A 24,012-nucleotide genomic window follows, 5' to 3' on the forward strand; every position below is an offset into this window, starting at 1 on the left:
GGGACGCCGCACCAAGGGCGAGGCGGGGTCGTGCACATGGCGGATCTCCGTGAAGCGTGGGGGAAGCCCGGGCGGGATGGGGGCGGGAGTGCAGAAGGCGCACCCGTGACCTGCGCCTCGGCGCGGATCAGTCTACGACCGCCCCCTGTGCGCATCCGAGGACGCGCACGGGTGATCGGACGAAGCGCTCAGCCCTGCAGGTACGACTCCAGCGACGCGGCCGCGTCGGCCGGCACGAACCCGGTGTCCTCGATCCTGCCGAGGTCGAGCACGCTGTTCGCCGGTCGGGGCGCGACGGGTCCCGCCGCTCCGGAGAAGTACTCGTCGGTGGAGACCCCGGTGACGCGTTCGGGGTCGTGTCCGCTGAGCTCGTAGACGCGGCGGGCGATGTCCGCCCAGGTCGCCGGCTCCCCCGCGCCCGTCAGGTTGTAGGTGCCGTAGGGGGCGTCGACGTCGAGGAGGTGCCGGATGCCACGGGCGATGTCCTCGGTGAAGGTGAGCCGCCCGGTCTGGTCGTCCACGACCCTCGGATCGACGCCGCGCTCGGCGAGCGAGGCCATCGTGCGGACGAAGTTCTTGCCCTCGCCGATGACCCAGGAGGTGCGCACGATGTAGTGGCGCGGCACGGTTGCGACGATCGCGTCGCCGGCAGCCTTCGTCTGCCCGTAGACGCCCAGCGGGCACAGGGCGTCGTCCTCGCGGTAGGGGCGGTCGAGCGAGCCGTCGAAGACGTAGTCGCTCGAGACGTGGACGAGCGTGATGCCGTTGGCGGCGGCGATGCCGGCGAGGGTCGCGACGCCCGACACGTTGGACGCCCAGGCGGCGCGGCGGCCGTCCGCGGTCTCGGCGGTGTCCACGGCCGTGTAGGCGGCGGCGTTGACGATGGTGCCGTAGTCGCGCCAGCGGCGGGAGGCCGCGGCATCCTGGTCCGTCAGATCGAGGTCCGCGCGGGTGGCGAACTCCACGGTGGGGTCGCCGTCGTACTCGGCGCGCAGGGCCGAACCCAGCTGGCCGCCCGCCCCGATGACGAGGGTCTTGCGGCGCGGGATCGGCGTGACGTCCGCGAGCCGCGGGTGCGCGAGGTCCTTCGGCGAGATCTCGACGTCGGCGAGCGGGATCGGCCAGGCGATGGCGGCCGTCTCATCGGCGAGGTTCAGGAAGGAGTACGCCGCGTCGGGTGACCAGTGGTCGTTGACGAGGTAGGTGTAGGCGGTGTCGGGGGCCAGCGTCTGGTACGAGTTGCCCACGCCGCGCGGCACGAAGATCGCGCGCGACGGGTCGAGCTCGGTGGTGAACACCGCGCCGAAGCTCGGTCCCTCGCGCAGGTCCACCCACGCGCCGAAGATGCGGCCGGTGGCCACGGAGACCCACTTGTCCCACGGTTCGGCGTGAATGCCGCGCGTCGTGCCCGCCGCATCGTTGAACGAGATGTTGTTCTGCACCGGACCGAAGTCGGGCAGCCCCAGCGCGGTCATCTTCTCGCGCTGCCAGTTCTCCTTGAACCAGCCGCGGGAGTCGCCGTGGACGGGGAGCTCGAAGACCACCAGGCCCGGGATGGTCGTCTCGACGACCGACAGCTGCTTGCCGAACTCGGCCATCACTGGCCCTTGCTGGCGTAGAAGGCCTCGACGCCGTCCTTGGCGGGCGCCCACCAGGCCTCGTTGTCGCGGTACCACTGGATCGTGGCGGCCAGGCCCGACTCGAAGTCGCCGAAGGAGGGCGTCCAGCCGAGCTCGGTGCGCAGCTTCGTCGAGTCGATCGCGTAGCGCAGGTCGTGGCCCGCGCGGTCGGTGACGTGGTCGTAGGCGTCGCGCGGCTCGCCCATGATCTCGAGGATCATCTCGACGACGTCCTTGTTGTTCTTCTCGCCGTCGGCGCCGATGAGGTAGGTCTCGCCGGTCTCGCCGCGGTCGAGGATGGTCAGCACGGCCGACGAGTGGTCGTCGGCGTGGATCCAGTCGCGCACGTTCTCGCCCTTGCCGTAGAGCTTGGGACGGATGCCGCGGATGACGTTCGTGATCTGACGCGGGATGAACTTCTCGACATGCTGGTACGGCCCGTAGTTGTTCGAGCAGTTCGAGATCGTCGCCCGCACGCCGAACGAGCGCACCCAGGCGCGCACCAGCAGATCGCTGCCGGCCTTGGTCGACGAGTACGGCGAGGACGGGTTGTACGGGGTGTCCTCGGTGAACCGCTGCGGGTCGTCGAGCTCGAGGTCGCCGTACACCTCGTCGGTGGAGATGTGGTGCAACCGGCGGTCGTGGCGGCGCGCGGCCTCCAGCAGCGTGTACGTGCCGATGATGTTCGTGTCGAGGAACGGCCGGGGGTCGTGCAGCGAGTTGTCGTTGTGCGACTCCGCCGCGTAGTGCACGACCGCGTCGACCTCGGCGAAGAGGCCGTCGACGAGCTCGGCGTCGGCGATGTCTCCCTCGACGAGCCGCACGCGATCGTCCGGAAGCCCCGCCAGCGACGCGCGGTTGCCGGCGTAGGTGAGCTTGTCGAGCACCGTCACGCGGTGGTCGGTGTGCGCCACGACGTGGTGTACGAAGTTGGAGCCGATGAATCCGGCTCCGCCGGTCACGAGCAGATCGGCCATCAGCGTCCTCTTTCCAGGATCTCGAGCAGGTAGGTGCCGTAGCCCGACTTGACCAGGGTGTTCGCGCGCTCGCGCAGCGACTCGTCGTCGAGGAAGCCCTGCCGCCAGGCCACTTCTTCGGGAACCCCGATGCGCAGGCCCGTCCGGCGCTCCATGGTGCGCACGTAGTCGCCGGCATCCGTCATCTGGTCGAAGGTCCCCGTGTCGAGCCACGCCGTTCCGCGCGGCAGCACCTCGACCTGGAGCTTGCCCCGCTCGAGGTACGCGCGGTTGACGTCGGTGATCTCGTACTCGCCGCGGGGCGAGGGCTCGAGGTCGCGCGCGATCTGCACCACGTCGTTGTCGTAGAAGTAGAGACCGGGGACGGCGTAGTTGCTCTTCGGCGCGGCCGGCTTCTCCTCGAGCGACACGGCGCGCCCGTCGGGGTCGAACTCCACGACGCCGTAGGCGGAGGGCTCGCTGACCCAGTAGGCGAAGACGGCTCCCCCGTCGACGTCGGCGTAGCGCTTGAGCTGCGTGCCGAGGCCCGGGCCGTAGAGGAGGTTGTCGCCGAGCACGAGGGCGACCTTGTCATCGCCGATGAAGTCGGCGCCGATGGTGAAGGCCTGCGCGAGCCCGTCCGGCGAGGGCTGCTGCGCGAAGGTGAGGGAGACGCCGAACTGCGACCCGTCGCCCAGGAGGCGTTCGAAGAACGGCGCGTCGTGGGGCGTGGTGATGATGAGGATGTCCCGGATGCCGGCGAGCATCAGCGTCGACAGCGGGTAGTACACCATCGGCTTGTCGTACACGGGAATGAGCTGCTTCGAGACGCCGAGCGTGATCGGATGCAGACGCGTGCCGGAACCGCCGGCCAGGATGATGCCCTTCACCTGTCAATCGTGGCATAGACGGGGCACTCCGCCCGTCGCGGAGGGGTGCGAAGAAACGCCGACACGCGGCGTGTCTGACGCCATTACTCGAGTAACAGTGGTATCCACGAACAACTTCAGTCACACTGGTCCGCGTGACTCGACGCCATCCTGCGCCTCCGCGCGCCCTCCTCGCGCTGCTGACCAGCCTCGCTCTGGCCGTGGGCCTGCTCGCCGCGGGGCCGGTGTCGACGGCCACCGCGTCGGTCGCCCCGACCGGTGCCGTCGCGGCGGTCGCCGCGCCGACGGGCATCGTCAAGGCCGCTGATCTGTCGAAGTTCCGGCCGGGCATGATCATCTCCGACTCGGTGTTCTTCAACTCCTCCACGATGGACGAGGGCCAGATCGACTCGTTCCTGCGGCAGAAGGTGTCGCGCTGCCAGTCGGGCTACACGTGCCTCAAGGACTTCCGCCAGGCCACCTCCAGCCGAGGCGCCGACAGCTACTGCAACGCCTACTCGGGTGAGGGCTCCGAGTCGGCCGCGCGCATCATCGCGAAGGTGGCCCGGGCGTGCGGCATCAATCCGCAGGTGCTGCTGGTCATGCTCGAGAAGGAACAGGGCCTCGTCACCCACACGTGGCCGTCGGACTGGCGGTACACGATCGCGATGGGCCAGGGATGCCCTGACACGGCCGCCTGCGACACCCGCTACTACGGGTTCTACAACCAGATGTACGGCGCCGCCCGGCAGATGAAGATCTACACCGAGAACCGGTACTTCACCTATTACGCACCCGGTCGCACGTGGAACATCCGCTGGAGCCCGAACGCGGCCTGCGGCTCCTCGCCCGTGTACATCGAGAACCAGGCCACCTCGAATCTCTACTACTACACGCCGTATCAGCCGAACGCGGCGGCGCTGCGCGCCGGCTACGGCGAGGGCGACGGCTGCTCCGCCTACGGCAACCGCAACTTCTTCCAGAACTTCACCGACTGGTTCGGCAGCACGTCGGTGCAGCTCGGAGCGGGACTGACCCGCTTCTGGCAGGACTCGGGCGGCGCGAACAGCTGGATCGGCGCCTCCACCGGCTCCATGCGCGAATGGCCGGGTCGCGGCTGGTCGCAGCGGTTCGCCAACGCCGACCTCTACCTGCAGAACGGCACCACCGTCGTGCAGGGAACGGTCGGCGGCACCCGCGACGAGTACCGCGCGGTCGGCGAGGTCGACAGCGGGCTCGGATGGCCCACGAGCTTCGTCGCCCAGGCGGGCGGCGGCTGGTACCAGAACTTCGAGGGGGGACGCATCTACGTCCGCCCGTCGGACGGCCGCGGTTTCGCGGTCGCCCAGCCCATCAACGACGCGTACGAGAAGTCCGGCAACATCACCGGCCCGCTCGGCTGGCCTGCGAGCCGCGCGTACCGGTTCGAGGGCGGATCTCGTCAGGACTTCGCCACCGGCAGCGTCTTCCAGGGCCCGACGGCCACCGTCGCGCTCGACGCCACCTTCACGTCCGCGTTCCTCAAGGGCGGCGGGCCGTCGAAGCTGGGGTGGCCCGTGACCGCGGGCCGCACCGATGCCGGGCCGTACGTCCAGTTCGGATCGGCCCTCATGGCGCGCACGTCCGGCGGCCAGCAGTACCTCGTCCGCGGCGAGACGTTCCGCGGCTACATCGCGGCCGGCGGCATCGGCGGCCCGCTGGGTGCGCCGCTGGAGAACGAGCAGTCCAAGAACGGCGCCTACTCCCAGAAGTTCCAGGGCGGCACGGTCTACGTCTCCACGGCCGGCACATTCGCCGTCACCGCACTGTCGAAGGCGCTGGCCAACGCCGGCGGCGTGGCGGCTCTGGGCTGGCCGACCGGCCCGCAGGTCGGATCCGACTCCACGTTCTCGCAGGACTTCGGCGCCACGACGCTCACCACCTCATCGGCGGGCGCCTTCTCCGTCGGCGGCGTCATCGGCCGCAGCTACCGCGCGTCGGGTGGCGTGACGAGCTTCCTCGGCGCCGCCACCGGACCGGAGCGCGTCGTCGGCGACGGCGTCGTCCAGGACTTCCAGGGTGGCCGGATCTACTGCAGCCCCGCAGCGACGACGGCCGTGCCCACCGCGGTGGGCAAGGCGCTCGAAGCCGCCGGCGGCGTGAAGGGCCGCCTGGGGTGGCCGACCGGTCCGGTGGTCAAAGGCGAGAAGGGACAGAAGCAGGTCTTCCAGGGCGGAGAGATCTGGATGAGCGCCGACGGTCGCAGCGGAGCCGCTGTCGTGGGGGGCATCCTCCAGGCGGCCCTCGTGGCAGGTGGCAACGACGCGCTGGGCGCGCCGACCGGGGTCGAGAAGGAGACCGCGTCGGGCTGGTACCAGGAGTTCGGATCGGGGGTCGTCTTCGTCCCCCGTGCCGCCGCGGCGTCCGCGGTCGTCGGGGCCTTCTACGACGGCTATCGCAAGAACGGCGGACTGGACTCGTTCGGCTTCGCGACCGGCCCGGCGTCCGCGCTGGGGTCGGGACGCAGCATCCACGCCTTCGAGAAGGCGACGCTCTACGCAACGCCGAGCGGCACCTTCGTCACCCGCGGCTACATCCGCACCTTCCACGCCCAGCAGGGCGGCGCGGGCGGGGTGCTCGGGGTGCCGACGCAGAACGAGTACGCGACGGCCGGCGGCTACCGTCAGGACTTCACCGGCGGCAGCATCCTGGTCTCGGCCGACGGAGCCTTCGTGACCCGCGGCGCGCTGCGGGCGGAGTACCTGCGGCGCGGCGGCGAGAGCGGCACGCTCGGCTTCCCCCTCGCCAACGAGCGAGCCGGTGACGGGCGGTGGTCGCAGCGGTTCCAGGGAGGCACCCTGGTGCTGCTCGCCGACGGCACCTACCGCCTCGAGTGAGACGGGGGCGGCACCCCTCGGTTGATACGCTGTGAGCACCATGACCCGTCCCGCCGACTCCGTGCTCGTCATCGTCCCCGCATGGAACGAGGAGCAGAACGTCGGCACCACGGTGCGCGAGATCCTGGGCACCGGACGGGGCTATGACGTCGCGGTGGTCGATGACGGATCGATGGATGCCACGGCCACCGTGGCCCGCGAGGCCGGGGCCATCGTGCTCTCCCTGCCGTTCAATCTCGGTGTCGGCGGCGCGATGCGCACCGGGTTCACCTACGCGCAGCGCATGGGCTACGGCCGCGCCATCCAGGTGGACGCCGACGGCCAGCACAATCCGGCCGACATCGATCGCGTCCTCGCCGGGCTCGAGACCGCGGACATCTCCATCGGCGCGCGCTTCAGCGACGTCGGCGACTACCAGGTGCGCGGCCCGCGGAAGTGGGCGATGAAGCTCCTCGCCGCGATCGTCTCGCGGGTGGCCAAGACCAAGCTCACCGACGTCACGAGCGGCTTCCGCGCCGCCGGACCCCGTGCCATCGACCAGTACGTGCGCTACTACCCCGCCGAGTACCTCGGCGACACCCTGGACTCCCTCGTCGCGGCCTGCCACACGGGCCTGACGGTCACCCAGGTGCCAGTCGCGATGCGTCCGCGCGCGTTCGGGCGCCCGAGCCAGGGCGCGTGGGGCTCGACGGTCTATCTGCTGCGATCGGCGTTCGCCCTCAGCCTCGCCATCATGCGACGGCCCACCGGCCGGGAACGGGGACCGGCATGATCGTCTTCCTGGGCATCGCCCTCTCCCTCGTCCTCATCGTCGTCGTCATCGCGATGCTGCTCACCCGGCGCCTGCGCGAGAAGTACGCCGCCCTCTGGCTCGTCATCGGCGTCGGCGTGCTCGTGCTCGGCATCTTCCCCCAGCTCCTGCAGGGACTCACACGAGTCGTGGGCGTCGAGCTGCCGGCCAACCTCCTGTTCGCCATCGCGATCGTCCTGCTCCTCGGCGTCGCGCTGCACCTGTCGTGGGAGCTGTCGCAGGCGGAGGAGGAGATCCGTCGCACCGCGGAAGAGGTGACGATCCTCCGCACGCAGCTGGAGCATCTGACCGCCCGCGTGGACGGACTGGACTCCCCCGCCGTCAGCCGCACCACCGAGGGCGTCGCCGACCCGGCTCCGGTCGGCCGCATCGAGCCGCCCGTTGTCTGAGGACTCCGCCGCGGCGCCCGAGCGCTCCGGCGGGGGCCTGGCGTACATCCTCGGGGCGACCGCGGTCGCCGGCGCGATCGGCTACGTCATCCAGGCCGCCGTCCCGGCCTTCGTCGACCAGGCGCAGTACGTCGTGTTCAGCGTCTTCTGGTCGATCGTCTACCTCGTCGTGTCCGGGCTGTCGGGCATCCAGCAGGAGGCGACGCGCGCCTCCCGCTCCTCCGCGCAGGGCGGCGGGTGGAGGGTGCTCGCCCGCTTCGCCGTGGTCTACGCGGCGATCGCGGCCGTGATCGTGGCGGCGACGGCCGTGCTGTGGGCGCCCGGCGTCTTCGGCGCCGACACCGTCCCGCTCGTCGCGGCGCTGGCGGTCGCCGCGGTCGGCTACGCGTTCGTCGCGGCGATCAGCGGCGCGCTCTACGGCGTCAAGGACTGGCGCGGGGTGGCCGGGATGACGGTGGCCGACGCCGGCGTGCGCCTCCTCACCGTCGGCGCCGCCGTGCTCCTGGGCGCGGGGCTCGTCGCCATCGGCTGGGCCGTCGCGGTGCCGTTCACGCTGGCGGCGCTCATCATCTGGCTGATCGCCGGGCGCGGCATCCGCTCCCGGCTCGCGCTCGACGCCGACCTGCCGACGCTGCTGCGGCACAGCCTCCACACCGTGGGTGCCGCCATCGCGACCGGGGTCATGATCTCTGGGCTGCCCTTCCTGCTCGGCGTCACCTCGGCGCGTGACGACGCGGCGCTCCTGGCCTCACTCATCCTCGTGATCACCCTCACGCGCGCCCCGCTGGTCATCCCCCTGCTCGCGCTGCAGAGCTACCTGGTGGTGACGTTCCGCGACGCCGCCGAGCACGTGCGACGACGGGTCCTCGTGTGGGGCACCGGTCTGCTCGGCGCGACCGTCGTGCTCTCGGCCCTCGCCGTCGTGGTGGGGCCGTGGGTGGTGTCGCTCCTGTACGGCGACCGGTACGAGCTGCCGGCCCCGGCGTACGCGGCGATCGTCGCCAGCGCCGGACTCACCGGCCTGCTCTGCATCACCGGCCCGGCCGCCCTGGCAGGCGGTCGCCACCGGCTCTACCTCGCGGGCTGGATCGCGGCGTCGGCCGTCACCGTCGCGAGCCTGTTCCTGCCCGTGCCGGAGCTCCCGCGCGTGCTCACGGCGCTGCTCGCCGGACCCGTCGTCGGAGTCGCCGTGCACGCGACGGGCCTGCTGCAGCGTCGCGCGAGCGTCAGCGCCTGAGCCCGAGGGCCGCGTCGAAGGAGGCGCGGGTCTCGCGTGCCGTGCGCTCCCACGTGAACTCGGTCGCGCGCAGCCGGCCCTCGGCGCTCAAGCGGTCGCGGAGCGCGGCATCGGTCGTCACGGCGGCGATCGCGTCGGCCACCGACCGGTCGTCGCGCGGGTCGAAGTAGCGCGCGGCCGAGCCGCCCACGTAGCGGTGCACGTCGATGTCGCTGAGGAGGACGGGCACGCCGGCGCCCATGGCCTCGAGCGTCGGCAGCGAGAACCCCTCCGCCAGCGAGGGGATCGCCAGCGCCGAGGCGGTCGAGTAGAGCTCGCGCACCTCGTCGTCGTCGACCCACCCGCGCAGCTCGACCCAGGCCTGCATGCCGGTGCTCTCGACATCCGCCTGCAGCGGGTCCTCGCCGCGGCCTCCGGTGATCACGACGCGCGGGCGGTCGTCCGCGGGGAGAAGGGCGATCGCGCGGATGAGCGCAGCCCAGTTCTTGTGCGGCCGGCGGTTGCCCATCGCGAGGATCATCGGCCCGCGCTCCCCCGCGCGCGACCGGTCGACGTCCAGCGGCGCACTGCCGGCGAGCGGCACCACGTCGAGCCGGTCGCGCTCGACGCCGAGGAAGCGCACGATCTCGTCGGCGGACGTCGGGCTGATCGTGACGATGCGGGCGGCGTTCCGGGCCGCGACCTTCTCCATCCACTTCACCGGGGCGGTGTAGAGCGGCGTGGACATGTACTCGGGGTGCGACCAGTAGAGCATGTCGTGCATGGTCACGACCGTCGGCATGGCGGTCTTCCGCGGCCCCAGGGTGGCGGGCGCGTGGACGAGGTCGACGTTCTCCGCGGCCGCCGCCTTCGCGACCTGCGTCAGCTCGCCCCACGCCCACTGGAACCGGTTCTCGCCGCTGATGCCGGATTCGATGATGCGGCCGGGGAACCAGGAGCGATCGAGCTGCGCCCCCTCCTTGCTGAGGTAGCCGATGTACTCGTAGTCGTCGTCGAGGGCGCCGAGGGAGCGGTAGAGCTCCCGGGTGTAGGTCTCCATCCCCCCCTTGGTTCCGGAGTAGGACAGGAGGTCGACGAGCACGCGGGGCACGGTCAGCCAGCCTACGTCAGGCGCGCTGGATGTCGCCGGGCACGCTCTCGGGCGAGGCGGTGGATGCCGCGGGCCTGACCCACCGCATCGCGCGGCGCTCGATGCCGACCCAGCTGAGCCAGGCCAGCGCGAAGGTCACGACGATCGTGAGCACGATGTAGAGGGGGAATCCGAGTGCGAGTCCCCCGATGAGTACCACCAGCTGCTGCACCGGCCACGCGTAGATGTAGAAGCCGTACGACACGTCGTTGCGCGCGATCCACGCGGGCTGCCGGATGACGGCCGAGAGCCACAGCAGCCCGTAGGCCAAGAACGGCGCGGACGCCTGTCCGCCCCAGCGCGGCACGAGGAAGATGAGCGCGAGCGCGACCACGAGGCATCCGATCGCCACCCAGCGGTTGATGCCCGCCCGCTCGACGATGAAGTAGACGAACGCGCCTCCGAGGAAGAACGGGGCGAGTTTCGCCAGCAGGAAGAAGCTCTCGTCGAGGCCCCAGCGCTGGGCGAGGTTGATGCCGATCCACACGGCGAGGCCGAGCAGGAACGCGACGGCCGCGAGCCAGGGCGAGCGCCGGTAGACGGCGAGGCCGCCCAGGAGCCAGACGATGATGTAGCAGCAGAACTCGTAGAACAGCGTCCACAGCGAGCCGTTCCACGCGCCCGGGTACGGCACGGACTGCAGCGTCGTGCCGATGTCGTAGTGGTCGATGTAGAGCGTGATGTTGCCCCACACGTACTGCAGCGGGGTGACCGGCGTGCTGAGGAAGCCCGCGAGCGTGCCGTGCTCGATGAGCGCGGCGACCGGCGCGAAGACGAAGGCGATGACCAGCAGGCAGACCACGAAGCCCGGGAAGATGCGGGCGATGCGGTGCAGCAGGTAGTCGCCGGGCTTCGTCCGCAGGCGGCTCCGCGTGATGAGGAAGCCGGAGAGCACGAAGAAGCCCGCGACGGCCCAGCCGCCCAGGTTCTCGCCGTGCAGGTGCGGGCCGTCGCCCGCGCCGGCGATGTAGAACGCGTGCGCGAACAGCACCAGCGCCGCGAGGATCAGCCGGAAGAGGTTGAGGCTGTTGCGCCGATACGGATACGGCGTTCCGCGCAGCGCGGTGGCCGCGCTCACTTCAGCAGGTTCCGCGACGCCATCTCGTCGAGGGAGCGCTGGTAGCTGTCGCCCTCGACCGGCTCGGTGCGCACCCAGTCCACGAACGCCGAGACGCCCTCGGAGAACGACACGGCCGGCGTGAAGCCGAGCTTCTCGCGCAGCGCCGTCGTGTCGGCGATGTTGTGACGGATGTCGCCCAGCCGGTAGTTACCCGACACCCGAGTGGGGACCGTGGTGCCGAACGCCGCGAACAGAGCGGCCACGACGTCGTGCACGGTGGTCGCGACCCCGGAGCCGACGTTGAACACCCCGCCCGCGGCCGCGGGCTCGGTCGCGGCGAGGAAGGTCGCCTCCACGACGTCGTCGATGTAGACGAAATCGCGGCTCTCGAGCCCGTCCTCGAAGATGTTGATCTCCTTGCCCTGGCGGATGAGGGTCGAGAAGATCGAGAGGATGCCGGTGTAGGGGTTCTTGAGCGACTGCCCGGGTCCGTAGACGTTCTGGTAGCGCAGCGCCACCGGCTCGACCCCGATGGTGGGGCCGACGGTCATGATGAGCGATTCCTGCATCTGCTTGGTGATGCCGTACACCGAGGACGGATGCAGCGTCGCGCGCTCGTCGGTGGGGATGACCTCGATGGCGCCCTCGCCCGCGAGGTGCACGTCGAAGTCGCCCGCCGCCATGTCGGCGTCGGCGCGGTGGGGCGGGTAGACGACGCGGCCGTCGGCCGTGCGGTAGGCGCCCTCGCCGTAGATGGAGCGCGAGGACGCGATGACCATGCGGGAGACGGTGTGCTCGCCGTTGGCGAGGATGTCCAGGAGCTTGGCGGTGCCGCCGACGTTGGCCTCGACGTAGCGGTCGATCTCGTACATGGACTGTCCGGTGCCGGTCTCGGCGGCGAGGTGGACGACGATCGTGGCCCGGTCGAGCGCTCTGCGCAGGTCGTCGGAGGACGTGACGGTGCCGTGGATGACCTCGGCCACGCCGTCGAGGGACCGCAGCAGCGGCGACGTCGTCGCCGGGTCGTCGCCGTGCACCTGCGGGATCAGCGCGTCCAGCACCGTCACGGTGCGGCCCGACTCGACGAACCGCTTCGCGAGACGGGTTCCGATGAAGCCGGCGCCGCCGGTGATGAGGACGTGATCGGGCATGGCTCTCCTGACGGTGGTGCGGCGGCGCTCCCCGCGGCTCAGAGGGCGAGGATGTGCGCGACGGTCGATTGTATCCCGGCGCCCGTGCCGTGCCGGAGGACGCCCGGGAGCTCGGCTACGCCGTGCAGGCGCGACATGAGGCGGACGCGGGCGGTGCGGGAGGTCGCCGACCACCCCTGGGCCTCGGCCAGGCCGCGTGCCTGACGGTAGTAGGTGCGCTCGTCGCGGAAGCGCCGCCCGTCAAGCAGGGTCTTCTGCGACGCGCTGCCGCCGTGGCGCCGGTAGGAGAAGGCGAGCGTCGGGTTGTACGCGAGCGTGCCGCCCTCGAAGGCGATGTCCATCAGCAGCGCGAGGTCCTGGATGATCGGGAGGCCCTCGCGGAAATCGATGCGGCGGAGCGTCTCGACCCGGAACGTCAGCGACGGCCAGTACAGCCAGTCGCCGCGGATGAGGCTCGTGGCCATCGCCTGACCGCGGAGGACGGCGATGCCGCTTCCGCCGCGCGGCGCGAGGAGCCCCTGCTTCACGCGGTCGACGAGGGGCCGGATCACCGTGCCGTGCTCGTCGATCACCTGGACGCCGGGCTGGATGACGTCCGCATCGGGCACCGCGGCGATGGTGCGGCGGATCACGTCGAGATACCCGGGATGCAGCAGGTCGTCGCATCCGAGGATCGTCATGAACTCCGAACGCGCCAGACGGATCGCCTCGCGGTAGTTCTCGGTGATGCCCAGGTTCACCTCGTTGCGGACGTAGGTGATGCGCGGGTCGTCCAGCGCCGCGAAGAAGGCCGGGACGGAGTCGTCGGGGTAGCAGTCGTCGATGACGACGAGGCGCCAGTCGGTGTCGCGCTGGGCCTGCACGGAGGCGACGGTCTCGAACAGGAGGCCGGGGTCGCCCCAGAAGGGCACGACGATGTCGATGGTGCTCATCGGTCCAATCCGCACGCGATCACTTTGTAGAGGACGGCGTCGCCCTCGCGGTCGATGGCTTCTACGGCGCTGGAGGTCGCCAGGTCGTCGAGACCGGGGAACGGATGCACGGCCCCGTGCACCTCGCGGTCGCCGAAGTCCAGCACGTACTCCACGTTCTTGTCGAGGATCGCGGTGCAGACGTCGGGTCGGGTGGACGCGTCGTCGAGCTCGTCGTTGATGAGCTCGGTCTCGTCGTCGATGTCCATGAGGGTGTGGGGCATGAGGACCTTGCGCCCGCTGATCGCGTAGGCGACGCCGGCCCCCGTCCACGGGCTGCCGGCGATGACCGCGTCCTGCGGCACCTCGTCGGGGAGACGACGCAGGAGCGCCATCTCGTCGGTGGACACGAGCGGCGAGTCGGGTGTCAGCGCGTAGCCGCTCGCCGCCTGGCGGACGGCCTGCTGCATGGCGCCCAGCTGCGTGGCGACCACGAGCGCGAGCACGGCGCCGACCGCGACGGCGACCGTGAAGCCGGAGCCCGACGACGCGTGCTCGCGCGCCCCGGAGCGACGACGCCACGCGTTCCAGACGGCCGCGGCACCGAGGGCGGCCAGCGGCACGATGAGGATGGGGACGATGGACGCCAGGCGCGGCGCGTTATTGTACCAGGCCGCCGTGAGCAGGTCGCGCAGCTGCAGCCAGGGCAGGGAGATCGCGGCGATGTAGAGGACGGATGTCGCGGCGAGCGCCACCAGCATCCACACGTCGATGCGGGTGCGCCGGCGGGCGGCGACGACGACACCGACGACGAGGGCGGCGACCACGACGATCGGGATGGCGCCCGACCAGTAGGAGAGCGTCACGGCCTCGCCGATGCCCTGGCCGAGGGTGACGGTCGGGAGCCACGTGCGCGCGTCGAGCGGGGGTCGCAGCACCCGCCAGGCCACGAAGGCGACGAGGACGTAGAGGGCGAAGCCGGCCGATGCCCCCACGACGCGTCGGCGGCCCGGACGCGTGCGGAGGAACAGGACGAAGGTCACGAGCACCGCGAGCGAGGCGATGACGAGCCACGCCATGAACGCTCCGGGGTGCGCGATGGTCAGGCCCGGCAGGGCGCCGACGACGGCCACGACCCAGACCCACGCGGGCCGGCTGTCGCGGACGGCCGGCAGCCGCAGCAGCACGAGCGTGGCCGCGATCGTCGCGGGAGCCAGCGACAGCCCGAAGGCGTACGGGTACAGCACCCCGTAGTCCATGGGCAGCAGGGGAAGGGCGGGCAGGGCCGCCGAGAACACGCCCGCGGCCACGAGGACGGCGGTGTTGGACCCGACGACGGTGCGGGTGAGGAGCACGGCTCCGGCCGGCCACAGCACGAGCGCCACCACGAAGGCGAGGGCGTTGCTGGCAATCGGGATGCCGACGCCGGTCAGCTGCACCACGAGGGACGCGACGGCGTGCCAGGCGGAGGGGTAGAACCAGACGCCCCCGTTCTCGGAGGTCATGCTGCCGAGATGCAGCGGCGAGGCGTTCGCGGTCTCCAGCGCATAGCGGATCGCGTTGAGATGGAAGATGTTGTCGAAGGTCTGCGAGATGTTGCCCGGATCCTGCACCACCCGCGCGAGCTGCACGCCCAGCACGACGGCGGCGATCGCGAGGGCGACCGGCACCGCCCACCACCGCGCGCCGCGGGAGCCGCCGGGCGCAGGCTCGTCGGCGCCACGACGCCGGAAGCCTCCTGTGGCGGCACGCGCGACGACGAGACCGACGGCGATGGCCGCGAAGACGATGCCCACGGGCACGAGCCCCCACGCGAGGCCGGCGAACGGAGCGACGAGCGAGGCGAGCACCACGACGGTGACCCCGAACGGACCGGCCATCGCCCATGCCCAGAGCCCGCGCAGTCCGAGGATCAGCGCCAGCACCAGACCGGGCAGGAGGATGACCGCGGCAGTGGCCGCGGCCGCTCCGACGAGGGGCAGCCAGGTCATGGGTGAGTGCTCTCCTGAAAGGGGGGACCGCATCGACGGCGGCCGACGGGAGAGTCTACCGGCGGCGGCGCGGCGGCCCCGGTGAGGACACTCAGGTTCAGCGAGGGCGAGCGGATAGACTGAGCCGTCATGCCCGCCCACCGGCGACGGCTGTGAGTTCCCACCCCTGAGGTTGCGTCGAGTGTCTGAACCCCGCGAACGAGTGAGCATCGTCATGCGAACGAAGGACCGTCCGCAGCTGCTGCGACGGGCCCTCGATGACGTGCTGGCGCAGTCCCTCACCGACTGGCGACTGATCATCGTCAACGACGGCGGCCGCGTCGCCCCCGTCGACGAGCTGGTCTCCGCGCGCCGCGCCGCCATGGCGGGCCGCGTCGAGGTCATCCACGTCGAGGGCGGCTCCGGCTCGATGGAGGCCGCGGCCAACATCGGCGCGCAGCAGGCCCACGGCGAGTTCGTCGTCGTGCACGACGACGACGACACGTGGGACCGCGACTTCCTCGCGGTGATGACCCGCGCGCTCGACGAGGACCCGGAGGCGGTCGGTGCCGCCGGCCGCACGGAGATCGTGTTCGAGAAGATCGTCGGCGACACGCAGGTCGAGATCGGCCGCGCCCCCTTCGTGCCGCCGGGCGAGATGGTCTCGATGTACGACCTCCTTCAGACCAATCGCGTCGTGCCGATCGCCCTCCTCGTCCGTCGGCGCGTGTACGACGAGATCGGGTTCTACGACCCCGCACTGAAGGCCGTCGGCGACTGGGAGTTCAACCTCCGTCTCGTCCGTCACGGACGGGTGATCTTCGTCGGCGACGAGCCGCTGGCCTACTGGCATCAGCGCCCGCACGCCACCGGCGCGAGCTCGAACAGCGTCTTCGGGGAGAGCCTCGACCACATGCAGTTCGACCGCATGGTCCGCGACCGGCTCCTCCAGGAGTACATCGACAAGAACGGCATCGGCGGCCTCCTGTACCTTTCCAAGTACATCGAGGAGACGGCGCGCCACTACTCCCTGCAGCAGACCGTGCGCCGGGCCGTCCACCGCGTCACCAGCCGCCTCCGGATCGGTCGACGTCGTTCCTGAGGAACCGTCGCCCTTCGTCAGCTCCCCCGCCCCGAAAGAGGTCCGTCTCGTGTCACAGCGCGTCGCCGCGGTCGTCGTCACCTTCAATCGTCTCGAAAAGCTGAAGACGGTCCTGTCCCGTCTGCGCGCGCAGACGACACCGCCCGAGTGGATCGTCGTGGTCGACAACGCCTCGACGGACGGCACCAAGGAGTTCCTGGCCGCCGAGATCGACCCGACCCTCGACGTCACGCGCCTCGAGGACAACACCGGCGGCGCGGGCGGCTTCGCCACCGGCATGAAGCGCGCCTACGACCTCGGCGCCGACCTGTTCTGGCTGATGGACGATGACTGCTACCCCGAGCCGGCGGCGCTCGACGAACTGGTCCGCGGTCACGCGGCCGCGAACGCGGCGATGCCCGGCGGAGTGCCCTTCGCGTGCTCGCTGGTCTACTTCGATCACGACGAGCTCGCCGAGATGAACATCGCCGCTCCCGACTGGAAGTGGGCCCGGCTGTGGGCGCTCGGCCAGCGGGCCGTGCTCGTGCAGACCTGCTCCTTCGTCTCCGCGCTCTACACCCGCGAGACCGTCGAGCGCATCGGTCTGCCGCTGCGGGAGTACTTCATCTGGTTCGATGACGCCGCCTACGCCCGCATGGCCGGCAACGGCATCGGTCCGGGCGTCTGCATCCTCGACAGCAAGGTGATGCACGACACCCCGAACAACCTCTCGGGCGACTTCTCCAAGATCGACGACCAGAACATCTGGAAGTTCGCGTACGGCGCCCGCAACGAGGGCTCGTACCACCTGCATCACGAGTCGGTGCTGTCCTACGTGCGGTTCTTCGTGCGCGCGCAGATCCTGATGCACCGCGGCCGCGTGGCGTGGCGTCTGCGCCGGCGCATCACCGGCCGCCTGTTCGCCGCCATCCGATTCGACCCGAAGCCCGAATCCGTCACGAGGACCGCCGTCACCGCCTAGTGCGCCGTGACCCGGATACCCGCACCGAGAGACCTACAGTAGTTCTGCCCTGATCGGGGCGGACAGGACAGCGCCCGAAGGGGTTCCATGCGCACTGCGTCGAGCGAAGCCGATGTGCTTCACGAGCCCGGCCACAGCCGAGGGCTCTTCGACGTCTTCGGCCGTCGGTACCTCCTGTCGCTGATCGTCCGCAAGGAGGTGCAGATCCGCTACCGCGGATCGGTCCTCGGCTGGATGTGGTCCTACGTCAAGCCGCTCGTGCAGTTCGTGGTGTTCTACGTCGCGATCGGCTACTTCCTGGGCATGAACCAGCGGGTCGAGTTCTTCCCGATCTACCTCCTGGCCGGCATCACGATCATCACGTTCTTCAACGAGGCCTTCTCCAACGGCACCCGCTCGTTGGTGGACAACGCGGCCCTCATCAAGAAGATCTACCTGCCGCGCGAGATGTTCCCCGTCTCGAGCATGTTCATCGCGGCGGTGAACGCCGTCCCTCAGATCCTCGTGGTGATCGTCATCGCCCTGTTCTTCGGGTGGACGCCGTCGGTGCTCAGCATCGCCGCGATCCTGCTGTCGCTGCTCATCATCGCGGTGCTCGCCACCGGGCTCGGGCTCCTCTTCGGCGCGATCAACGTCACCTTCCGCGACGCGCAGTCGTTCGTCGAGATCATCACGATGTGCGCGGTGTGGGCCTCCCCCGTCATGTACCAGTGGGAGATGGTGGCCGAGAAGGTGCCGGGCTTCCTCTTCACGCTCTACCGACTCAACCCGCTGACCGCCGCCGTGGAGCTCTTCCACTACGGTCTGTGGATGCCGCTGAACCCCACGGGTGGCCAGACCATCCCGAACCTCTGGGCGTTCGCCGGCATCGGTCTCGTCGTCTCGCTGGTCATCCTCTTCATCGGCCAGGCCGTCTTCCGTCGCTTGGAGGGGCGCTTTGCCCAGGACCTCTGACCGTGACACGCTGCCGCGCATCCTCGCGGACGACGTCCACAAGGACTTCAAGCTACGTCACACGCACTCCATCAAGGAGACCGCGCTCGCCGCTGTCCGCCGCAAGCCGCTGACCACCGACTTCCACGCGCTCGACGGGGTCTCGTTCACCATCGGCGAGGGCGAGGCGGTCGCCCTGCTCGGGCTCAACGGCTCCGGCAAGTCCACGATGCTCAAGATGATCTCCGGCGTCCTGACCGCCGACCGCGGCAAGGTGCTGACCCGCGGCCGTGTCGCGGGCCTCATCGAGGTCGGAGCCGGCTTCCATCCCGACCTCTCCGGCCGCGAGAACATCTACCTGAACGCGGCGATCCTCGGCATGAGCCGCAAGGAGAGCGCCGACCGCTTCGACGACATCGTCGCCTTCAGCGAGATCGAGCAGTTCATCGACACCGAGGTGAAGCACTACTCCTCGGGTATGTTCCTGCGGCTCGCCTTCTCGGTCGCGATCCACACCGAGGTCGACATCCTCCTCATCGACGAGATCCTCTCCGTCGGCGACGAGCCGTTCCAGAAGAAGTGCCTCGCACGCATCCGCGAGCTTCACGCGCAGAACAAGACGCTCGTCGTGGTGAGCCACGACCTCGACATGGTGTCCAACCTCTGCGACCGGGCGATCGTGCTGCGCCAGGGCAAGGTCGTCTTCGACGGCCCGAGCGCCGACGGCGTCGAGGTGCTGCGCCGTGGGTGACGATGCGGCGACCTCCGCGCCCCTCGTCGCCGTCGTCGTCCGGACCAAGGACCGCCCGCTCTTCCTGTCGCGGGCCCTCGGCAGCATCTCCGCGCAGACCTTCGGCGACTACGAGGTGGTCATCGTCAACGACGGCGGCGACCCGGAGGCCGTCGAACGGGTCCTCGCCGCGCAGCCGGCCGCTTTCCGCGACCGTACGTCCGTCATCCACAATCCGTCGGCCACCGGCCGGTGGCCTGCCGCGAACGCCGGGGTCACGGCCAGCACAGCACCGCTGCTGACCCTGCACGATGACGACGACTCCTGGCATCCGGATTTCCTCTCCGAGACCGTCGCCTACCTGCAGGCGCACCCCGATGACCACGCCGCGCTCGTGCGCACCGAGGTCGTGCATGAGCGGTGGGAGGGCGAGACGGCCGTCCGCACGGGCGGCTACCTGCTGGAGGAGCACAATCCCGAGGTGCTCCTGTCGGACCTCCTCGACTTCAACCGCTTCGTGCCCATCTCCTTCCTCTACCGCCGATCCCTGCACGATCGGCTCGGGCTGTACGACGCGAGCCTCCCCGCGGCGGCCGACTGGGCGTTCAACCTGCAGATCCTCCAGCTCGGCCCGGTGCCGTATGCCAGCGACCGGGTCCTGGCGTACTGGAACCAGCGGCTGGAGGAGCGCGGGGTGCTCGGCAACAGCGTGTTCGCCGCCCCGCGCGACCACTGGATCGCCGACGGCCGCCACCGCGACGAGGCGCTCCGCGCCTTCGTCGACCAGTACGGCACCGGACTCCCCCTCTACCTGTCCCGGGTGACCGAGAAGCGGCATCGCAAGATCCGCGGCGAGATCTCCGACGCCGTGCAGTCCATCCACCGCACCGTGCGCGAGGGACTCGACAGCGTCGCCGAGGAGCAGCGCATCAGCCGGGAGCAGGCGGACGCCCGCATCGACGCGCTCGAGGCCACGATCGGCGAGCTCCGCTACCACCTCGACCGCACCATGGATGCGCGCATCCGCGGCTTCGTGTGGCGCCGCAAGCAGTGGGTGCGCGGACTGCGCCGTCGGAAGGATGGAGACCGATGACGACGGATGCCGCGGCCTCCCGCACCGCTCCGGTCGCTCGCACCACTCCGACCCCGTTCGCGTGATGGGCGTCCGTCGCATCGTCGGCCGTGGACGGGATCGCGTGCGCGGGGCGTACCGGAAAGCCCGAACCGCAGCATCCCGCGTCGATCTCCCCGGTCCGCTGCGTCTGACGGTCCTGAACCGGGTGCTGCTCTCACGCGTCGGCGGCGGCACAGGACCGGTGGTGTCGCTGACGACCTACGGCATGCGCACCGCCTGGAGCCATCTCGCCATCGAGTCGATCGCGCGCGGCAGCCTTCGGCCGTCGCGCCTGATCCTCTGGCTCGACGAGCCCGAGACCTTCGCCCGGCCGCCGGCCGCCCTGCGGCGCCTGCGCCGACGGGGCCTCGAGATCCGTCTCGCGGAGAACTTCGGCCCGCACACCAAGTACTACCCGTATCTGGAGAGCACCGACGCGATCGCGCATCCGCTGGTGACCGCCGACGACGACACGATCTACCCCCGGTGGTGGCTGGAGCGGCTCGTGTCGGAGCACGAGCGCACGCCCGACCAGGTCGTCTGCTATCGGGCCCGAGAGATCGAGGTGACCGGCGAGGAGCTCGCGCCCTACGCGACGTGGGAGTTCAGCGAACGCGCGGAGCCGTCGTTCCTCACCTTCCCCACCGCGGTCTCCGGCATCATCCACTCCCCCGCCTTCCTGAGGATCCTGCAGAAGCGTGGGCGCGACTTCCGTGAGACGGCGGCGGCGGCCGACGACGTGTGGATCCACCACACCGCCGTCCGTCACGGAGTGCCCATCCGGCTGGTCGACGGCGTGAGCCGCACCTTCCCGCTGATCGACGAGACGCAGGAGGTGGCGCTCTGGTACGACAACCTCACCGGCGGCGGCAACGATCAGCAGATCGCCGCCACCTATTCCGCTGAGGACATCGCGAAGATCGTCGCGCAGGCGGCTTCCGCGCGCTGAGCGCGGTGAAGACCGAGGCGCGGTTGCACCGGGCTCAGCCGCGCAGGAAGCTCAGTCCGCTCAGGATGTTGACGTCCCACGTCACGCCGTCCGAGGGCGCGTAGACCTGGGTGTCGATCGTTCCGGCGTCGACGTCGATGTCCGAGAGTCGTACCGGGTTGTCCGTGTTGGAGTGGATGGCCTGCAGGACGAAGGCGACCTTGTTGCCCGCGGCGGTCGTGATGACCTTCGACGTGGCCGTGCCGATGTGTCCGCTCGTGACCATCTTGACGTTGCCGTACGGCGCGACCAGCTTGTCGTACATGTACTGCGGCGAGGTGTTGCCGTACTGCCAGAACGTCTGAGACTGTCCGGCACCGGAGATGTTGCCCACGGCGTCGAAGAAGGAGTGCGTCTGAATGATCACGTTGCTCGTCGGGTTCGCCGCGATGATCTTCGCCGCCCAGTTCACGACCTCGACCCTGGGCCAGAGCTCGAGATTCATGACGAGCCACTTCGAGTTCTCCGCTGTGAAAGTCGAGTAGGTGTTGTCGACCTTTCCCGCTTCGAACTGCCCCGCGAGAGCGCTGTAGTCATCCGCCTGGAAGTAGGCGTTGAACGTCCGGGTGTCCCGCTGGAGCTTCGCGGTATTGGACTCGTCGCGGGCGGCTCCCCCGGGGCCGGTGGCCTGGGTGTCGTGATTGCCGATGCTGAGCTGATAGGGAATGCCTGCGTCGTTGAGCGGCTGCATCGCGTCGCGGGCGATCTGGTACTGCTCGTGCGCGGCGGTGTCCCAGTTCACGACGTCGCCGGTGTGGATGACGAATCTGAGATCGAGTGCGCTGCGGTGCGACACGAGCCAGCGCGACCGTTGGGCGAACAGGTCTCCCTTGCCCGGGAGCACCTCCTGCTGCGTGTCCGGGTACGTGGCAATCGTGAAGTGACCGTCGCCGTCGTCGGCTGCGGGAGCGGCGCCGTACACCGCGAGCTGAATACGGATGCTGTCGGAGACCGCGTCGGCCTGACCGAGCACCACGATCTTGCCCGGCTTCAACCGCGTCAACTCGGCACGCACCGACCCCGGAAGAGAACCCGGCGCCGTCAACAGCACCGGCCCCCCCTGCTTCCCCGCCGCCGCCGCAGCAGACAACGCATCCGGGAAGTTGTAACCGGTCGCGACATACGCCACCGGCACACCCGGCGCGAACGCCGCCGCACTCACCTTCGCCGACGTCTCGAACCGATCCGCACCCGCCACCCGCGACACCGACCCCGAGGTCAGCGACGCCAACTGCGACCGAACACCCTCCGACACCGCATCAGCCTGACCGAGCACCACGATCTTGCCCGGCTTCAACCGCGTCAACTCGGCACGCACCGACCCCGGAAGAGAACCCGGCGCCGTCAACAGCACCGGCCCCCCCTGCTTCTCCGCCGCCGCCGCAGCAGACAACGCATCCGGGAAGTTGTAACCGGTCGCGACATACGCCACCGGCACACCCGGCGCGAACGCCGCCGCACTCACCTTCGCCGACGTCTCGAACCGATCCGCACCCGCCACCCGCGACACCGACCCCGAGGTCAGCGACGCCAACTGCGACCGAACACCCTCCGACACCGCATCAGCCTGACCGAGCACCACGATCTTGCCCGGCTTCAACCGCGTCAACTCGGCACGCACCGACCCCGGAAGAGAACCCGGCGCCGTCAACAGCACCGGCCCCCCCTGCTTCCCCGCCGCCGCCGCAGCAGACAACGCATCCGGGAAGTTGTAACCGGTCGCGACATACGCCACCGGCACACCCGGCGCGAACGCCGCCGCACTCACCTTCGCCGACGTCTCGAACCGATCCGCACCCGCCACCCGCGACACGTTGGCTGAAACGGCCGCCGAGACCGTCAACGCGGCGGGCGTCATCGTGGCGGACGCAGGTCCGGAGATGAGCACGAGCCCCGCTGCGGTCAGCATCGAGACGGCGACGGTGAAGCGACGGGACGCGCGCATGGTAATCTCCCCAGTTTTCGCCGTGCGGTTCGACCGAGGGGGTACGACGATGACGCCGTGAGAGGAGCCGCTGACTGATCGAAGATTACCAGCGGGGACGGACGGCACCCGCCACGCCGGCGCCCCCGTGCGCTCAGAGGTCGGCGTGCAGCTGCCAGACCCGGTCGGCGGCTTCCCGCCACGAGAAGGCGCGTCCCCGGTCCGCGGCCAGCACGCACTGCTTCTCGACACTCGCCGCTGAGCCGAGGGTGTCCGCCAGCGCCGCGCCGAGTGCGTCGGCGTCGTCGTCTCCGCCGCCCGCGAGCACGCCGCCGTCGACGACGATCTCCCGGAGTACTGGGGAATCGGCCGCGATGACCGGCACCCCGACGGCGAACGCCTCGAGCACCCGCCACGGGAACGCGGTGCGCCGCGACGGCGCCAGAAGCGCCAGCGCTCCGCCGAACACGGCCCCGCGGTCCGCCGGTTCGAGCGCGCCGCGCACGTGCACCTGACGCTCCGGGACACCGGCCGCCGAGGCGAGCTCGCGCAGAGCCGGTTCCTCGCCGTCCCGAGCGTCGATCACGACGACGGGCAGGTCCATTCCCGCGCGGGCGACCGCGCGGAACGCCACGTCGAGGGCATCGGATGCCGCGGCTCCGCCCGACACGAGGACGTAGCCGTCGGGCAGGCCGAGGTGCCGCCGGCGGCCCACCTCGTCGGTCGGCACCGCGAAGCCCGACGGCGCGGCCCCCGCGATGACCCGGATGCGGTCGCCGAGCGGCGCCGCCTCCGCCAGCCTGTGCGCGGCCGCGTGCGTCGGGACCACGACGGCGTCCGCGTGCTTGACGGCGCGCTTCAGCATCCCGCGGTGCCAGGCGACCAGCCCGCGCGGGAGCTCCGACGGCGCCTCCCAGGCACGCAGATCCCACAGCGTCACGACGGTCTGGTCGTTGTCGTGCACGCGGTCGTGCTTGACCAGCGGCGCGAGGAGCGACGGCGAGTGGATCATGCCCCCGCCGACGCCGGAGGCCACCCCGAGCTGCCAGGCGCCGACCAGCTCGCGGCGCGGGAGTGACAGCGTGCGGACGGAGGCGAGTCCGGGCACGGCGGTGGCCGCGGCATCCCGATCGGGACTCGACGGCACGATGCCCGCGACCTCGCAGCCTGCGGGCGCAGCCGATACGAGGGCTCGCGTGAGCTCGCGGGAGGCCTCGGCGAGCGTCGGCTCGGTGGGCGCGGCGACCTGGTCGAGCACCACGCGCAGTGTCGCCACCACGCG

At 70.4% G+C, this 24,012-nt stretch carries 20 protein-coding genes; 10 read left to right on the forward strand and 10 right to left on the reverse strand.

Features of this window, described 5'->3' with window-relative positions; translation table 11 throughout:
• Nucleotides 1-188: 188 nt before the first annotated feature.
• From ABC304_RS16895 to rfbA, 3 genes are read right to left on the reverse strand one after another with little or no spacing between them, the layout of a single operon-like run.
• Nucleotides 189-1,598, reverse strand: coding sequence for a sugar nucleotide-binding protein (locus ABC304_RS16895; protein ID WP_412932554.1), 1,410 nt, complete (start codon nucleotides 1,596-1,598; stop codon nucleotides 189-191).
• Nucleotides 1,598-2,596 carry a dTDP-glucose 4,6-dehydratase gene (gene rfbB, locus ABC304_RS16900; RefSeq protein WP_412932556.1) on the reverse strand — a complete coding sequence of 333 codons (999 nt, stop codon included), beginning with the start codon at nucleotides 2,594-2,596 and terminating at the stop codon, nucleotides 1,598-1,600. The genes ABC304_RS16895 and rfbB overlap by 1 nt, the downstream gene beginning before the upstream one ends.
• Nucleotides 2,596-3,465 carry a glucose-1-phosphate thymidylyltransferase RfbA gene (gene rfbA, locus ABC304_RS16905; RefSeq protein ID WP_412932558.1) on the reverse strand — a complete coding sequence of 290 codons (870 nt, stop codon included), beginning with the start codon at nucleotides 3,463-3,465 and terminating at the stop codon, nucleotides 2,596-2,598. The genes rfbB and rfbA overlap by 1 nt, the downstream gene beginning before the upstream one ends.
• A gap of 134 nt (nucleotides 3,466-3,599) precedes the next feature.
• Between rfbA and ABC304_RS16910 the strand changes: the two genes are divergently transcribed.
• From ABC304_RS16910 to ABC304_RS16925, 4 genes are read left to right on the forward strand one after another with little or no spacing between them, the layout of a single operon-like run.
• Nucleotides 3,600-6,320: an LGFP repeat-containing protein gene (locus ABC304_RS16910; RefSeq protein WP_412932560.1), complete on the forward strand. Its 2,721-nt coding sequence runs from the start codon at nucleotides 3,600-3,602 to the stop codon at nucleotides 6,318-6,320.
• A gap of 40 nt (nucleotides 6,321-6,360) precedes the next feature.
• On the forward strand, nucleotides 6,361-7,092 hold the full coding sequence (locus ABC304_RS16915; protein WP_412932562.1) for a glycosyltransferase family 2 protein: 732 nt from the start codon (nucleotides 6,361-6,363) through the stop codon (nucleotides 7,090-7,092).
• The gene (locus ABC304_RS16920) at nucleotides 7,089-7,520 is read left to right on the forward strand and encodes a DUF2304 domain-containing protein (protein WP_412932564.1); all 432 of its coding nucleotides are present in this window, start codon (nucleotides 7,089-7,091) and stop codon (nucleotides 7,518-7,520) included. Before ABC304_RS16915 ends, ABC304_RS16920 begins: the two co-directional genes overlap by 4 nt.
• Nucleotides 7,513-8,757: a polysaccharide biosynthesis protein gene (locus ABC304_RS16925; protein WP_412932566.1), complete on the forward strand. Its 1,245-nt coding sequence runs from the start codon at nucleotides 7,513-7,515 to the stop codon at nucleotides 8,755-8,757. The genes ABC304_RS16920 and ABC304_RS16925 overlap by 8 nt, the downstream gene beginning before the upstream one ends.
• Here ABC304_RS16925 and ABC304_RS16930 read toward each other — a convergent pair.
• From ABC304_RS16930 to ABC304_RS16950, 5 genes are read right to left on the reverse strand one after another with little or no spacing between them, the layout of a single operon-like run.
• Nucleotides 8,747-9,847 (reverse strand): glycosyltransferase family 4 protein, encoded by a 1,101-nt coding sequence (locus tag ABC304_RS16930; protein WP_412932568.1) that lies wholly within the window; start codon nucleotides 9,845-9,847, stop codon nucleotides 8,747-8,749. The genes ABC304_RS16925 and ABC304_RS16930 overlap by 11 nt on opposite strands.
• Before the next feature lie 16 nt (nucleotides 9,848-9,863).
• A complete protein-coding gene (locus ABC304_RS16935; RefSeq protein WP_412932570.1) occupies nucleotides 9,864-10,964 on the reverse strand; it encodes an acyltransferase family protein in 1,101 nt (366 codons plus the stop codon).
• A complete protein-coding gene (locus tag ABC304_RS16940; RefSeq protein WP_412932571.1) occupies nucleotides 10,961-12,097 on the reverse strand; it encodes an NAD-dependent epimerase/dehydratase family protein in 1,137 nt (378 codons plus the stop codon). The genes ABC304_RS16935 and ABC304_RS16940 overlap by 4 nt, the downstream gene beginning before the upstream one ends.
• A gap of 38 nt (nucleotides 12,098-12,135) precedes the next feature.
• Nucleotides 12,136-13,029: a glycosyltransferase gene (locus ABC304_RS16945; RefSeq protein WP_412932573.1), complete on the reverse strand. Its 894-nt coding sequence runs from the start codon at nucleotides 13,027-13,029 to the stop codon at nucleotides 12,136-12,138.
• Nucleotides 13,026-14,999, reverse strand: coding sequence for a DUF6541 family protein (locus ABC304_RS16950; RefSeq protein WP_412932575.1), 1,974 nt, complete (start codon nucleotides 14,997-14,999; stop codon nucleotides 13,026-13,028). The genes ABC304_RS16945 and ABC304_RS16950 overlap by 4 nt, the downstream gene beginning before the upstream one ends.
• 214 nt (nucleotides 15,000-15,213) lie before the next feature.
• On the opposite strand from ABC304_RS16950, the gene ABC304_RS16955 reads away from it, so the two are divergent.
• From ABC304_RS16955 to ABC304_RS16980, 6 genes are all read left to right on the forward strand, one after another.
• Nucleotides 15,214-16,080 carry a glycosyltransferase gene (locus tag ABC304_RS16955; protein ID WP_412932576.1) on the forward strand — a complete coding sequence of 289 codons (867 nt, stop codon included), beginning with the start codon at nucleotides 15,214-15,216 and terminating at the stop codon, nucleotides 16,078-16,080.
• A 49-nt stretch (nucleotides 16,081-16,129) separates the two neighbouring features.
• Nucleotides 16,130-17,041, forward strand: coding sequence for a glycosyltransferase (locus ABC304_RS16960; RefSeq protein WP_412932578.1), 912 nt, complete (start codon nucleotides 16,130-16,132; stop codon nucleotides 17,039-17,041).
• Nucleotides 17,042-17,128: 87 nt separating this feature from the next.
• A complete protein-coding gene (locus ABC304_RS16965; RefSeq protein WP_412932580.1) occupies nucleotides 17,129-17,995 on the forward strand; it encodes an ABC transporter permease in 867 nt (288 codons plus the stop codon).
• Nucleotides 17,979-18,725: an ABC transporter ATP-binding protein gene (locus ABC304_RS16970; protein ID WP_412932582.1), complete on the forward strand. Its 747-nt coding sequence runs from the start codon at nucleotides 17,979-17,981 to the stop codon at nucleotides 18,723-18,725. The genes ABC304_RS16965 and ABC304_RS16970 overlap by 17 nt, the downstream gene beginning before the upstream one ends.
• Entirely contained in the window at nucleotides 18,718-19,797 is a 1,080-nt protein-coding gene (locus tag ABC304_RS16975; protein ID WP_412932584.1) for a glycosyltransferase family 2 protein, read from the forward strand. Before ABC304_RS16970 ends, ABC304_RS16975 begins: the two co-directional genes overlap by 8 nt.
• Entirely contained in the window at nucleotides 19,784-20,767 is a 984-nt protein-coding gene (locus ABC304_RS16980) for a hypothetical protein (RefSeq protein ID WP_412932585.1), read from the forward strand. The genes ABC304_RS16975 and ABC304_RS16980 overlap by 14 nt, the downstream gene beginning before the upstream one ends.
• A gap of 34 nt (nucleotides 20,768-20,801) precedes the next feature.
• Here the strand turns inward: ABC304_RS16980 and ABC304_RS16985 are convergent, their stop codons facing one another.
• Nucleotides 20,802-22,751 (reverse strand): cell wall-binding repeat-containing protein, encoded by a 1,950-nt coding sequence (locus ABC304_RS16985; RefSeq protein ID WP_412932587.1) that lies wholly within the window; start codon nucleotides 22,749-22,751, stop codon nucleotides 20,802-20,804.
• A gap of 133 nt (nucleotides 22,752-22,884) precedes the next feature.
• Nucleotides 22,885-24,009: a glycosyltransferase gene (locus ABC304_RS16990; RefSeq protein ID WP_412932589.1), complete on the reverse strand. Its 1,125-nt coding sequence runs from the start codon at nucleotides 24,007-24,009 to the stop codon at nucleotides 22,885-22,887.
• Nucleotides 24,010-24,012 lie beyond the last annotated feature (3 nt).

Source organism: Microbacterium jepli (assembly GCF_047237905.1).
GTDB lineage: Bacteria > Actinomycetota > Actinomycetes > Actinomycetales > Microbacteriaceae > Microbacterium.